This window comes from Ruegeria sp. C9 (assembly GCF_056537585.1).
In genome coordinates, this window is sequence record NZ_JBQFRU010000002.1 from 817,289 (window position 1) to 831,113 (window position 13,825).

A 13,825-nucleotide genomic window follows, 5' to 3' on the forward strand; every position below is an offset into this window, starting at 1 on the left:
ATTAAACCCTCCGAAACTGCTGGACCCAAACGGCCAGGATAATGATGACGGCCTTGGCGATCAGTGCAACTTCGTCCTCTACCCCGTTGGCCAACAATGTATATTTGACCAACTGGATGATGACGGCACCCAGTATGGCACCAAAGATCGGCGCTCGCCCGCCTTGCAAAAGAGCCCCGCCAACAACCGCGGCCGCGATGGCATCAAGCTCCATCAGATTGCCGTTGCGCGCGGCGTCCGAGGCCGAGTTGATTGCAACCACGATCAATCCGGCTAGGCCCGCAAGCACCGCGCAGATGACATAGGCCCCGATCTTGACCCGTCGGACGGGGCCACCCGACAGATAGGCCGCGCGTTCATTGCCCCCTATGGCCAGCAGGTAACGGCCCCATGTGGTTCTGGTGATCACCCAAAACAGCACACAGGCAATGGTCAGCGCCAGCCAGCCCTGGAACGGCAATCCAAGCACTTTACCAGTTCCAAGATAACTGAATGAAGGGTTTGAAAACGTCTGCAGGTTCCCGTTCGTCAAGACTTGGGCAATACCGCGACCAGAGATGAAGAGAATGAGCGTCGCAACGATGGGCTGCACGTTCAACACGGCAACCATCACGCCGTTGAATACCCCGCATAGCCCCGCAATGAACAGCGGCAGGACAATGGCCAAAGTGACGCCTAGCATCGGATTGGCAGCGCCCAGATCCGACAGAAAGATCAGCGGAGCAAGCGCCCCCGCCAGCGCCATGACCGCCCCAACCGACAGATCGATCCCACCCGTGGCGATTACCAGCGTCATCCCCATGGCCACGATGGCGATCGTAGCGACCTGGCTGATATTTACGAACAGGGTTTGCAGTTGCAGGAAATTAGGTGTGAAAAACGCGTTGAATACTAATAGGGCGACCAACGCGGCGATGCCGCCGTGAAAGCGGAAGGGCATTGATGCGACCCGTTGCGGCAACTTCATTGCGCGGTCCATGAACCAGTTCCTTCTTCATAATGCGCAAGCGCGCGCACCAGTATGTTCTCGGTGACCCCGGGGTTGGTCAGTTCCTTGACCGAGCGTCCCTCGTGCATGACAACGATCCGGTCTGCGCCTTCCACCAGCTCTTCGAATTCCGAACTGATGAGGACGACACCAAACCCCTTCTCGACATAAGACCGAATGAACGATTGGATCTCTCGCTTAGCGCCAACATCCACGCCTCGGGTCGGCTCGTCGAGTATCAGGATGTCGGGCTGCGTCGCCAGCCAACGGGCAAGCAGCACCTTCTGCTGGTTGCCGCCGGACAATTCGCGAATGGGCTGGTCCATATGCGCTGCCTTGATGCCCAGATCGTCGATAAAGGCCTGAACAATCTCGCGCTCGCGGGCAAAGTCGATTTGACCACGACTGGCCAGTTTCGGCAGCAGGGCCAGCGTCATGTTCTCGCGCACGGACATCTCTGGAATGATCCCTTCGGCCTTGCGATCTTCGGTCAGAAAGCCGACGCCGTTTGCGATCGCGTCACCCGGTCCGGACGGTTGACCGACCGTGCCATGCAACTCGATTGCGCCGCTGCGTTTCCCGTCCACTCCGAACAAAGCGCGCGCCGCCTCGGTCCGGCCAGAGCCCAGCAATCCGCCCAACCCGACGATTTCCCCACGGTGGAGCGTGAGGTCGAAATGCGTCAGCCGCGGGCCTGTTGAAACAGAGTCCGTCCGTAAAACGATATCGCCTTTCTTGGCCTTGGCACCTGCGAAGTCCGTCAAACCGTCTGCCGCGATCTCATCCTTGTTGCGGCCCAGCATGTCCGCGATCATTTCCAGTTTGGTCGTGTCCTGGACGTTACGCGTGCTGACGGTGCGCCCATCTCGCATCGTTGTGACTCGATCGCATATTTGGAACAGCTCATCGAGGAAATGCGAAACATAAAGAACAGACACGCCCTGTTTCTTCAACTCGCGCACAACACCGAACAGCACCTCGACTTCGCTGGCATCCAGCGACGACGTGGGTTCGTCCATGATGACAAGTTTCGCATCCAGCGAAACAGCCCGCGCAATTGCAACCAACTGCTGGATCGCTGTCGAGAAATTTCCTAACGGCTCGGTCACGTCGATATCTATGCCAAAGCGCGTAAGCACCTCGCGTGCGCGCCTGTTGCCCTCGCGCCAGTCGACCAGAAAGCCGAGACGTTTGGGCTCGTACCCCATGATGATGTTTTCAGTCACTGACCGCAGCGGTACCAGGTTGAGCTCTTGATAGATGGTGGCAATTCCGGATTCCTGCGCTTCGCGCGGAGTGGAGATGCGGCTCGGCACACCCGCCAGATGAACGTCGCCGGCATCCCGATCGTAAACTCCGGTCAGAACCTTGATCATCGTCGATTTGCCCGCACCGTTCTGGCCGATCAGCGCATGAACCTCGCCGGGCGCGATTTCCAGGTTGGCCTGGCTAAGTGCCGGCACGCCGGCAAAGGACTTTTCAATTCCCGACATCGAGACGAGCGCATTCATGAGATGTCTTCCTCCGATTGCTTGCAGGCGGCGCCGACCACAGGCCAGCACCACCCACCAGGGAGAATCAATAGGCTTCGTCGATGTGATCGGCCGCATTGTCCTTGGTAAAGATGCGATCTTCGACTTTCACCCATTCCGGGATCGCCTCGCCAGCTGCGTATTTTTTCATGACTTCACAAGCCAGAGGGCCGAAGAAGGGTGAGCTTTCCACCGTCACCCCCATCTTGCCATCGATAATAGCCTGAAGTGCATCGCGTGTCCCGTCGATCGAAACGATGGTCACGTCCTCGCCGGGCTTGCGGCCGGCCAGTTCCAGAGCCTGGATCGCACCGATTGCCATCTCGTCATTGTGGGCGTAGACCACGTTCACATCGGGGTGCGCCTGCAGCAGGGTTTCCATCACCTGACGACCCAGGTCGCGCGCAAAGTCACCGGTCTGAGAAGCCACGATCTCAAAGCGGTCATCCGCTGCAATCGCGTCGTCGAAACCTTTTTTGCGGTCATTTGCAGGTGAAGAACCAGTCGTGCCCTCCAACTGGACGATGACGCCATTGTCGCCGTCGAAATTCTCCATCAGCCACTGTGCGGCCCGGTTGCCCTGATCAATAAAATCCGACCCAAGGAACGCCACAAAATGCTCGCCCGGCTTGGCAACGGCCGGATCAACCGAGCGGTCCACCAAAAAGGTCGGGATTCCCGCTGCACGGGCCTTCATAACGGCTGGGATCAACGGCTTTTCTTCCCGCGGGGGCAGGAACAGAACGTCGATGCCTTGGGCGATCATGCTGTCCACATCCGCAACCTGCTTTGCCGCAGATCCGGCCGCATCCGTCGCGATCAGATCCCAGCCACAGGCCTCGGCTGTGTCATGGAAAGATTTCGTTTCGGCAATGCGCCACGGGTTGTTCGATTCCATCTGCGCAAAGCCGACCTTGTAGCGATCCTTCTGCTCAAGCGGTGGCAGATCCTGCGCGATCACCGTGGTGCCCAACAGCGCACCCGCGACAACCGTCGAGATCAAAAGAGTTCTGCGTTTCATGGTTATTCCTCCTCCATTGGTGCGGTCGCCTCCGTTTTGACCGCGAGTTCTCAGGTCATGCCCAATTCATGTAAGTCGTCTGTTTCCTCAGATAGCCATCGAAGCCATACGCGCCGTCTTCGCCCCCAACCCCGGACAAACCCCAACCGGTGTGAAATCCCTGTACGGCCTCACCATTGGAGCGGTTCAGGTACAATTCGCCGAACTTCAAACGGCTCGGGGCCTCCATCAATCGCCGGTGCGATCCCGTAAAGAGATAGGCAGACAGCCCGAATGATGTGTCATTCGCAAATTCTATCGCCTGATCAAAATCTTCGACTCGCATGGCTGTCGCCACAGGGCCAAAGACCTCCTCTTGCATCGCGGCATTGCCGTTGTCTGAGACCTCAAGAACCGTCGGGGACATCCAGTGTCCTTTGCGGTGCGCGCTGTCCAACAGGGGCCCGCCTTCCAGATGGACCGTGGCACCTTCCGTGATGCTGCGCTTGATGATTTCGTCGACCTTGGACACCTCGGCCTTGCTGACTTTGGGACCCAGATCGCAGTCCTCCATCGGATCCCCGATCGACAAAGCACGGGCCGCAGACACGAATTTTTCAAGAAACTGATCCGCAATGCCGCGATGTAGATACATACGCTCGTTGCAGGTGCAAATCTGGCCGCAATTGGCAAACCGGGCGGCAATCGCGGCCGAAACGGCGGCGTCAATATCCGCATCCTCCATCACGATGAACGGAGCCTTGCCGCCAAGCTCGAGCCGGACAACCTTGATCCGGTCGGCCGCGGCGCGAAAAATCTCTTTACCGGCTCGTGTGCTGCCGGTCATTGTGATCAGTGAGGTATCGGGGTGTTCGACCAACCGCTGCCCTACCACCGGCCCCTTGCCTGTCAGAACATTCAGAACACCGGCCGGAAACCCGACCTTTTCGGCAAGCTCGGCGATCGCGAGACCGGACAGCGGCGTGATTTCGTGCCCCAACAGAACAACAGTATTGCCCGCGACCAGCGCAGGCCCGACTTTCCTGGCGGCCAATGCCAGCGGATAGTTCCAGGCCGTCAACGCAACAACAACGCCATAAGGATGACGCCGGATCTGGATTTCCTCGGACTTGTTGTCCGATGCCACTATGTCACCCGAAATCCTCCGGGCCTCTTCAGCCGCATGGCAAAGAAAGGTAACAGCGGCATCAACTTCACTTCGGGCCTGCGTGATCGGCTTGCCCTGCTCGACCGTGATCAGAGCGGCCAGACGCCCGGCGTCAATCCGGATGGCCTCGGCCAACCGCTGAACCAGTCGCGCCCGCTCGATCGCCGGGCGCGAGGACCACGAGCCAAAAGCACGATGGGCCGCCTCGACGGCCGCATCCGCATGAGCGGCACCGCCATCTGGAACTTGCGCAAAGATCTCTTCATTTGCAGGGTTCTCGACACCAACCGTGTCCGCGTCAGAGTCGGTAAAGCGGCCATCGATGAACATCGAATGCCGAACCACCTGACCCAACTCCCCCACTACAGACCGCAATTTCGCCTCCCGCGCTTACTCGGTCAGACCACATTGGCGACCGCACCGTCGATCAAAACACTAATAATATTATTTCGTCAACACTAATATTAATTACTATTCACTAATATTAGTTGCGCGTCCCCCGTATAGTCGATAAAAAGGAAGCGAACAAAAAGGTTGAGCAATGAATGATCAAGCGAACAAGGCCGGGCAGCACAGGGGCGTGGGACGAGTCGCGGGCCGGCAGCGCATAACGATGCATGATATTGCACGCGTCGCCGGGTGCTCACAGACGACAGTATCGCTGGTTCTAAACAAGAACGATTCCGTCAAAATCTCCGAGGACACAAAGCAAAGAGTCCTGGATGCCGCCAACACGCTTGGATACGCCATGCCCTCTCAACTCAGGAAACCCCAGGACAGCGCGCCTCGGCCCTCGGCGTTAGACGGCACCATCGCTTTTGTCGTGGACGATCTGGCGTCGAGCCCCGAAATGGTAAACGCGTTTAATGGCGTGAAACAGGCCGTTCGGGACACGGGAAATCTTGTATTGCTGGCAGAAACCCAAAACGACCCCGAGGTCGAACCCAGAACGCTTAGGTATTTCCTCGACCAACAGGTTGCGGGCATCATTTACGCAACCGTTTTCACCCGGCGGGTGGTCGTTCCGGAAATACTCAGGCAGACCGCAACCCCGGTTCTGCTGCTGAACTGCTTTTGCGACGACCTCTCTTTTCCTGCGGTGATCCCCGGCGAAGTCGCTGCTGGACATACGGCGACCAACGCCCTGATCAAGGCGGGGCACAAACGAATCGCCACCATCACCGGCGAGCCGTTCATGGAATGCGCCGCAGGGCGAACGACCGGGTACAGAAACGCCCTTGCTTCCGCCGACATCCCATTTGACGAGGATTTGGTCATCGAGGGCAACTGGCTGCCCAGCGCAGGCTATGCTGCCACGCGCGAATTGATGGACCTGCCCTCTCCGCCAACCGCCATTTTCTGTCAGAATGACCGAATGGCAATCGGCTGCTATGAGGCGCTCAAGGAACTTGGCCTATCCATCCCCGAAGACATCTCGGTCATCGGATTTGACGATGACGAAACCGCGCGACACCTGTCGCCCCCCCTGACCTCGATGATCCTTCCAACTAGGGCGATGGGACGCTGGGTCATCGAACAGTTGTTCCACGGTCCGACGGATGGTCAGCGACACCCTCTCGTGAAGCTTGAATGCGAACTGGTGGAGCGCGACTCGATCAGCGAACCCAAACGCCGGGCCTGAAGGCGAACTCATGACGGAAACCTTCGATCATATCGTCATCGGCGGCGGCTCTGCCGGCGCAGCCGCTGCAGCGCGACTGGTCAACCAGGGCAAGTGCAGGGTTCTGGTGCTGGAGGCCGGGCATTCGCACCGCCATCCGTTGCTGGACATGCCGCCAGGTATCTTCAAGATGATCAACGGGTCCAAGTTCATGACCTACCACCAGACCGAACCGCAGGACCACCTGGACGGTCGCGTGCATGACATTCCGCAGGCCAACGTACTGGGTGGCGGGTCGTCTGTGAATGCCCAGGTCTATATGCGCGGCCGCCCTTCTGATTATGACGCGTGGGAAGACCTGCTACGACAGACCAACGACGGGGTCGGCTGGGGATGGGATGATGTGCTGCCCTACTTCCGTAGAATGGAAGACAATAACAGGCTTCACAATGACCTGCATGGCAGCAACGGTCCGGTGCAGGTCTCGGATCCGGGGCATATCGACGACATGTCACGTTGGTTCGTTCAGTCGGTGCAGGCCCTTGGCGAACCATTCAACACGGACTTTAACGGCGCAACGCAGCGCGGTGTCGGGTTCTATCAGTTCACCAATCGCGCCGGTAAGCGCAGTTCGTCAGCCTATGCGTTTCTCGCCCCTCTCGAGACGAACCCGAACTTGACCATCCGGCTTGGCGCAACGGTCAGCAAAGTCATCATCGAAAACGATAAGGCCGTCGGCGTGCAGTATCGAGACAAACGCGGAGCCCACACGGTCCGGTGCGATGGTGAAGTTGTCGTTGCGGCGGGCGCTCTGGTGACGCCAAAAATCCTAATGCTATCAGGCATCGGACCTGATGCACATCTTGCCGATCACGGTATTCCCGTGATCTGCCCATTGCCTGGGGTTGGCCAGAACCTGATCGACCACCCCGAAGTTCCAATTACCGCCTTTGCCAACGGTCCCTACGGATACTTCAAACAAGGTGAGGGCTGGCGGATGCTTCGCAACGGCATCCAGTTCAAACTGTTCGGCAGCGGACCGGTGACTTCCGCCGGAGTCGAAGCCGGCGCGTTTGTCAATCCGTCGATTCCTGATGGAGAACCAACCATTCAAGCTTTTTGCGTGCCAATTGTTTATCTGGATCGCGACGCTCTGGACGAGGTGCAGGATGACTTTGGCCTGACCGTTACGACCGTCGTGGTCAAACCGAAATCACGCGGAGAGGTCCGGCTTCGCTCGGCCGATCCTCACACCATGCCAGTGGTCTCGCCCAACCTTCTGAAGCATGAAGACGACATGCAAGAGATGATCCGGGGGCAGCGGTTCTTTCGCCGGGCATTCACTTCGGGCCCGCTTGCTCAAAGGGTTCGCGAAATCGTCATTCCCACAGCGGACGACGACCAGACGCTACGAGCACATTGCAAGCGATTCGTAAAAACCAACTATCACCCGGCGGGCACTGCCAAAATGGGCCGGGACGGCGACGGAATGGCCGTGCTGGACGCCAGGATGCGCGTGCGCGGAATCGAGAGCTTGCGGGTGTGCGACATGTCAGCCGTGCCCGACATCAACGCCGGCAACACAAACGCACCTGCCATGATGCTGGGCGAACGATGCGCCGACCTGATCCTCGGCATCGGATCAGCCCGCGAGATACGCAGTTCCTAACCTGTGCGGCGTCGCCCGTCATTGATCCGATTTCTAACGCAGAATATGGCGTCGCCCTGCCCGACCCACCGAAAATAGACTACCCTGCCTCAATGCGCAGAACGTGGCCAAAGGTCATGGCGCGGACGGAAAACGCCTTACAGAAAATCGTCCCGCCTGGGCGTGAAGCAGTCGATCAACTCTCCGGCAGCCAGGCAAACACAACCATGGCTTACACCGGACGGAATAATCAGGCTGTCACCGGGTTCCAACGCTCGCTCCTGATCTCCGATGACAAAGTTGAACCGCCCGGACCGCACAAATGTCGACTGCACATGCGGATGGTCGTGCAACACGCCTTCGGCACCTTCTTCAAACCGGAATGAAACCATCATGAGGTCTTCATTATCCGCCAAAACCTGGCGCGTGACACCTGATGCAGGTGATACAATCGGATAGCTCTTGGTCATAATGCGAGGTCCTTAGTCAGTTGGCGGCGTTCAATTTACTCGAAATACTCGGCATGTTTCGAGTGAACCTCCTCGATGGTCTTGTCGATGCGGCCCAGATGGCGGCGTATCATCTCGGTCGCAGTCGCCTCGTCGCGGTCTGCTAGCGCTTTTGCCAGCTCAACATGATCCCGAACCAGAATGTCGGCCTCGCTCTCGCGCCCTAGGCTTAGAACGCACAGGCGATCGATCTTTCTTTTGCATTCCTGAATCGTATTGAAGGCCAGCGGGTTGCCGCTCAACCCACAAATCAGCCGGTGAAAGTCGTAGTCGAGCTGATGGAACTTTTCGGCTTCGTTCCTTGAAACGACGTCTTTCTGCTGCTTGAGATTGTCCTCCAGCAGCTTCGAATATTCGGGCTTCCAGTTCCGACATGCAGCGCGCACCACTTCCAACTCGACCGAGAGGCGAACAAAGCGCGCATGCCCGATCCGTTCCATGGAAAAACTACGTACCCGCGTGGCTTTCTGTGGCCGGATCAGCAGCAAATCCTGCGCCTCAAGCCTGTTGAAAGCATCGCGGACCGGCTGCCTCGACACTTCGAACTTTTTTGCAATATCTGCTTCGGACAGTTTTGTTCCCGGCAGAATTTCCAGTGAAACGATCGCCTCGTACAAACTCTCATATACGATGTCAGTGGTGGTGCGCCGCTCGATTTTATCCGTAATACTTTGCATTTCCTGCCTTTTTCTGCGCGTGACCAACACCGGCGGCATTCTGGGCCACTAGGCCCCTCCCTCCGATATTCCTCAATGTATCTCCAACCAATCCTATTGGCACGCGCCGTGCGATGCTTTTTGAGGATCCCAAACAAAATTGTTGACAATACTAGTATCCTAGTCGACTAAAATAGGCAACTCTGCTGAATGCTCGTTAAGGCTCAAAGACCAAAACGGGCGCACTGACTGGATGACCGGGGACCCAAAGGGACAGGAAAATGACCGAATTGAACGCTGAACAGATTGGCCCGAACTTGGAACTGGCAGGGAAGGTTGCGATCGTAACCGGCGGCGGACGGGACATTGGCCGCGCCTGCGTCATGAAACTGGCCAAGGCTGGAGCGTCGATCGCGATCAACTATCACAGCTCATCTTCGGGTGCGGAATCGGCGGTTCAGGAAATAACGGCTGCCGGAGGTAAGGCGATTGCCATACAGGGCGACATGACCTCCGGTGCAGATGTGGAAAGGCTGATCTCGGAGACTATCGCGACATTCGGACCTCGGATCGACATTCTTGCCCACGTGACCGGCGGATTGCTGGCCCGGAAGACCCTGTCTGAGATGGATATGGAACATTGGTGCCATGTCATGGACCTGAACACCACTTCTTTTGCTCGCACTGTTCAGGCCGTGTTGCCGCATATGAAAAAAGGCGGCGCGATCGTCGGGTTTGCGAGTCAGGCGGGGCGTGACGGGGGTGGCCCAGGCGCCGTCGCCTATGCGGCCTCGAAGGGTGCGGTCATGACGATGACGCGTGGATTGGCCAAAGAACTGGGGCCGGACATCCGGGTAAATTCGGTTTGCCCGGGCATGATCGACACCGATTTTCACAATGTCTTCACAAAAAGCGAAGTGCGGACCAACGTGGCCGGCGCCACGCCGCTTAAACGCGAAGGCACATCTGAGGATGTCGCCAATCTGGTCGCCTATCTGGCCTCAGACGCCGCTGCTTTCATTACGGGCGCGAACATCGACATCAACGGAGGCCTGCTCTTTTCATAACCGGCCTTCGCCGGGCATCGAGTCAACTGTCTGTTTTCTAGGGAGGAAAATATGAATATCAAACTGACTAAAACGCTTATGAGCGCCGCGACCGTGGTCGCAATTACCGGGAGCGCATCCTTCGCAGAGGATTGGCGCGGGTGGAATATCCACGTGGATGGTTACCCAAACACCATCGCGATGGACAAATTTGCAGAACTCGTTACGGAAAAAACTGGCGGTGAAATCAGCCTTCAAATGTTCCATGGGGGCACGCTGGGCAGTCAGCCCGACGCGGTTGAACAGGTCCGCGCAGGCGCATTGGAAGTCGGCAACTTTAACCTGGGCCCAATTGGCCCGATTGTCGCCGAGGCCAATGTTGTATCGTTGCCCTTTATATTCAAAGACGTCCCGCACATGTTCCGCGTCTTGGACAGTGAGGGTGGCGAGGCAATTGCAGCGGGCATGGCAGCCAAAGGCTTGACACCTCTTGCGTGGTATGACGCTGGCGCTCGCTCCTTCTACAACGGAACAAAGGCAATCAACGCACCTGCCGATGTTGAGGGAATGAAAGTTCGGGTCATGAACAACGACCTGTTTACAGGCATGATTTCTGAGCTTGGTGGCAACCCATCGCCAATGGCGTTTGCCGAAGTTTATCAGGCCCTGAAAACCGGTGTCGTCGATGGTGCCGAAAACAACTGGCCATCGTACGAGTCAACTGGCCACTTCGAAGTTGCAGGTTTCTATTCGCTGTCTCAGCACCTGATCATACCCGAATGTATCTGCATTAATACCGACACGTTCAACGCACTGTCACCTGAGATGCAGGCCGCGGTTCGAGAGGCAGCTCAGGAATCTGCAAAACTTCAGCGGCAATTGTGGGCCGAGCGCGAAGCAGCCAGCCGTACAGCCGTCGAAGAAGCTGGTGTGGTCGTGAATGAAGTGGCAGACAAAGCCCCGTTCCAAGCGGCTATGGGCCCGGTTTACGAAGCCTACTTTGCTACGAACCCCGATTTACGCCCGCTTGTCGAGACTATCCAGGCGACGGACTGATTTAGCTACATTGGGTCTGATATTGTCCGGTCCCGCACATGCGGGTCCGGACGCCTGATCAAGAGTTGTGAGCCAATGAGTTATACTTCCCTGCCCCCGATATCTGTGCGCAAGATGATCCAGATCCTGGATTGGATCGCCGACGTGTGCCGGATTTTGACCGGTGTCGCACTGGTTGTCATCACGGTCATATTCGGATGGCTAGTATTTGGTCGCTATGTTCTGAATGCGACGCCGACCTGGGTAGAGCAAGTCGCCTTGCTTCTCGTCATGACAATTGCGTTTCTCGGTGCGGCAGTAGGTGTACACGATAACACGCACTTGTCCGTGTCTCTCGTGCGTTCCGCAGTTCCTCCACGTGTGAGGACCATTTTGGTTATCGGCACAGACGTGCTTATGGCTGGGTTCGGCGCCTTGATGCTGTGGTTCGGAGCTCGACTTACGATCTTTAAGTGGGGATCGCTAATCCCATTGATTCAAGTCCCCGAAGGCTTGCGCTCATTGCCTCTCACAATTGGCGGAGGACTCATATTACTCTTTTCCGTTGGTCATCTAATCCGCCTCTATGTCGGTTTTGACGAGCGCAATGACAGCATCGAATAGAGGCGAATGATGGGAATACTTCTGTTGCTTGGCGTGTTCGCCCTCTGCGTTCTGATCGGAACGCCTGTAGCATTCGCGCTTGGAATAGCGGCCATTTCGGCATTTTGGTTCGAAGGCTTACCCTTGATGATCGGATTTCAGCGGATCGTCTCCGGGATCAATGTATTCTCGTTGATGGCGATCCCGTTCTTCATTTTTGCGGGTGAACTGATGTTCCACGGCGGGATAGCCATGCGTCTCGTCAGGTTTGCTTCAGCCGCTGTCGGGGCCGTGCGCGGCGGCTTGGGAATTGTGAACGTGTTTTCTTCGATGCTTTTTGGGGGGATTTCAGGATCGGCCATCGCAGACATTTCCGCACTAGGGTCTATCTTGGTTCCTGTGATGAAAGAGAAAGGTTACGATGCAGATTACGCCGTAAACGTGACCGTTACGTCCTCGATTGCCGGTATAATTATTCCACCCAGTCACAATATGATCATTTTCGCGATCGCAGCCGGGGGTGGAATATCGATCTCGAAGCTGTTTCTTGCAGGCGTTGTTCCAGGAGTTTTAATGTGCCTTTGCCTTGCTGTGGCGGCGTACCTTGTAGCGGTGCGCAGAGGTTATCAAGCTGAAACCTTCCCGGGTTGGTCAGCGCTCGTAGTGAGCTTCTTCAGTGCAATTCCAGGACTTTTGACGGCTGTGATTATCGTCGGCGGTGTGTTGTCGGGTATTTTCACTGTTACGGAGTCCGGAGCATTTGGGGCCATTTACGCATTCGTGGTCACACTGATCGTCTACAGAAGTATAACGTGGGAGAACTTTTGTATTGCCGTCGCTTCTGCTGTGCGCACGACGGCGATGGTAATGATATTAATCGCATGCGCTGGTGCGTTTGCCTACATGCTGACCTTTTACAGAGTTCCGGACAGAACCGTAGATCTGCTTACTGGGTTGACAGAAAATCCGATACTCATCCTGCTGATGGTAAATGCGGTTTTGTTGTTGCTTGGAATGATTATGGATATGGCAGCGCTAATTCTGATCTGCACACCCATTTTTCTACCCGTTGCCAACAGCCTTGGGATTGATCCGCTGCAATTCGGGATGATCTTGCTCGTGAATTTGGGATTAGGATTGTGCACACCACCGGTCGGATCCTGCCTGTTTGTCGGTTGCGCCGTGGGTAAATTGCCAATGGAGAAAGCCGTGCGAACAATATGGCCCTTCTACTTGGCAATTCTCTTCGCATTAATGCTTATCACTTTTGTACCCGCGATTTCACTAACACTGCCAAGCTTGGTTGGGTGAATAAAGTACATTCAAGTTTAAAGGCAGACACTTGAAGCTAAGCTTGTGTTCGAGTTTCGCTCTTAATGAAAAAGGAAGCTGACATGTCGCAAAAACCCAAAGTGAATGCTCCCGTCGAGCACATCAGTGTTTTTGATGTCTGCGGTGGCGAAATAGAGATTGGTCGGCCCAAAGATCGATGGACGATGCTTTTCGTCTATCGCGGGCGTCACTGTCCCAGATGCAAGCGATTTCTCAACAAATTGAACGCCATGCTGGCTGATTGGAGCAGCGTCATGGATGTAGTGGTCGTTTCTGCTGACTCTAAAGAAAAGGCTTTGGCCGACAAGGAAGAGTTCAGTTGGACATTTAACTTGGGCTTTGGATTGACCGAAACGCAGATGCGATCACTTGGACTCTACGTTTCGGCGCCTCTTTCAGAGGCTGAGACAACCACATTGTTTGCAGAGCCCGGCGCATTCGGAATTCGGCCAGATGGCAGTTTGATGTTGGTCGACATTTCGAATGGCCCTGCTGCGCGCCCGGATCTTGAAGAATTGCTAGACGGAATGAAGTTCAATATCAAAAACAACCGCCCGACCCGGGGAACAGTTTTTTAACTGCAACGGTGCAGTCAGGCGAATTCGAACCAGTCTCAGCTAGGCCAGTATAGCTGTCCTTCATTCGTCACAAAGACCCCGCCACTCGGCGAGAGCGGCGGTGAGTATC

13 protein-coding genes are annotated in these 13,825 nt (G+C 56.3%); 7 read left to right on the top strand and 6 right to left on the bottom strand.

What is annotated here, in order from left to right:
* Nucleotide 1 precedes the first annotated feature (1 nt).
* The 4 genes from ACR0NE_RS08245 to ACR0NE_RS08260 form a co-directional block, all read right to left on the bottom strand.
* Entirely contained in the window at nucleotides 2-979 is a 978-nt protein-coding gene (locus tag ACR0NE_RS08245) for an ABC transporter permease (RefSeq protein WP_170597822.1), read from the bottom strand.
* Nucleotides 964-2,499, bottom strand: a complete 1,536-nt coding sequence (locus tag ACR0NE_RS08250) for a sugar ABC transporter ATP-binding protein (protein ID WP_480459265.1) — start codon at nucleotides 2,497-2,499, stop codon at nucleotides 964-966. The genes ACR0NE_RS08245 and ACR0NE_RS08250 overlap by 16 nt, the downstream gene beginning before the upstream one ends.
* Nucleotides 2,500-2,566: 67 nt before the next feature.
* Nucleotides 2,567-3,541 carry an ABC transporter substrate-binding protein gene (locus ACR0NE_RS08255; protein ID WP_170396129.1) on the bottom strand — a complete coding sequence of 325 codons (975 nt, stop codon included), beginning with the start codon at nucleotides 3,539-3,541 and terminating at the stop codon, nucleotides 2,567-2,569.
* Nucleotides 3,542-3,596: 55 nt separating this feature from the next.
* Entirely contained in the window at nucleotides 3,597-5,063 is a 1,467-nt protein-coding gene (locus tag ACR0NE_RS08260) for an aldehyde dehydrogenase family protein (RefSeq protein WP_480459264.1), read from the bottom strand.
* A 238-nt stretch (nucleotides 5,064-5,301) separates the two neighbouring features.
* Here ACR0NE_RS08260 and ACR0NE_RS08265 point away from each other — a divergent pair, with 238 nt between their 5' ends.
* Both ACR0NE_RS08265 and ACR0NE_RS08270 read left to right on the top strand, forming a co-directional pair.
* Entirely contained in the window at nucleotides 5,302-6,330 is a 1,029-nt protein-coding gene (locus ACR0NE_RS08265; protein WP_170396944.1) for a LacI family DNA-binding transcriptional regulator, read from the top strand.
* A gap of 10 nt (nucleotides 6,331-6,340) precedes the next feature.
* Nucleotides 6,341-7,978 (top strand): GMC family oxidoreductase N-terminal domain-containing protein, encoded by a 1,638-nt coding sequence (locus tag ACR0NE_RS08270; protein ID WP_170597821.1) that lies wholly within the window; start codon nucleotides 6,341-6,343, stop codon nucleotides 7,976-7,978.
* 137 nt (nucleotides 7,979-8,115) lie between these two features.
* Here the strand turns inward: ACR0NE_RS08270 and ACR0NE_RS08275 are convergent, their stop codons facing one another.
* Both ACR0NE_RS08275 and ACR0NE_RS08280 read right to left on the bottom strand, forming a co-directional pair.
* Nucleotides 8,116-8,427 carry a cupin domain-containing protein gene (locus ACR0NE_RS08275; protein ID WP_170396125.1) on the bottom strand — a complete coding sequence of 104 codons (312 nt, stop codon included), beginning with the start codon at nucleotides 8,425-8,427 and terminating at the stop codon, nucleotides 8,116-8,118.
* Between the two features lie 35 nt (nucleotides 8,428-8,462).
* Nucleotides 8,463-9,143 carry a GntR family transcriptional regulator gene (locus ACR0NE_RS08280; RefSeq protein ID WP_170597820.1) on the bottom strand — a complete coding sequence of 227 codons (681 nt, stop codon included), beginning with the start codon at nucleotides 9,141-9,143 and terminating at the stop codon, nucleotides 8,463-8,465.
* 260 nt (nucleotides 9,144-9,403) lie between these two features.
* Here ACR0NE_RS08280 and ACR0NE_RS08285 point away from each other — a divergent pair, with 260 nt between their 5' ends.
* The 5 genes from ACR0NE_RS08285 to ACR0NE_RS08305 all read left to right on the top strand — a co-directional run bounded on the left by ACR0NE_RS08285 (nucleotide 9,404) and on the right by ACR0NE_RS08305 (nucleotide 13,716).
* The gene (locus tag ACR0NE_RS08285; protein WP_480459262.1) at nucleotides 9,404-10,189 is read left to right on the top strand and encodes an SDR family NAD(P)-dependent oxidoreductase; all 786 of its coding nucleotides are present in this window, start codon (nucleotides 9,404-9,406) and stop codon (nucleotides 10,187-10,189) included.
* Nucleotides 10,190-10,240: 51 nt separating this feature from the next.
* Complete coding sequence (locus tag ACR0NE_RS08290; RefSeq protein WP_170512686.1) at nucleotides 10,241-11,224, top strand: TRAP transporter substrate-binding protein; 984 nt, start codon at nucleotides 10,241-10,243, stop codon at nucleotides 11,222-11,224.
* Between the two features lie 114 nt (nucleotides 11,225-11,338).
* Nucleotides 11,339-11,827 (top strand): TRAP transporter small permease, encoded by a 489-nt coding sequence (locus ACR0NE_RS08295; protein WP_480459260.1) that lies wholly within the window; start codon nucleotides 11,339-11,341, stop codon nucleotides 11,825-11,827.
* A 9-nt stretch (nucleotides 11,828-11,836) separates the two neighbouring features.
* Nucleotides 11,837-13,117 (top strand): TRAP transporter large permease, encoded by a 1,281-nt coding sequence (locus ACR0NE_RS08300; RefSeq protein WP_170396940.1) that lies wholly within the window; start codon nucleotides 11,837-11,839, stop codon nucleotides 13,115-13,117.
* 83 nt (nucleotides 13,118-13,200) lie between these two features.
* Complete coding sequence (locus ACR0NE_RS08305) at nucleotides 13,201-13,716, top strand: redoxin domain-containing protein (RefSeq protein WP_170598170.1); 516 nt, start codon at nucleotides 13,201-13,203, stop codon at nucleotides 13,714-13,716.
* The last annotated feature ends 109 nt before the right edge of the window (nucleotides 13,717-13,825 follow it).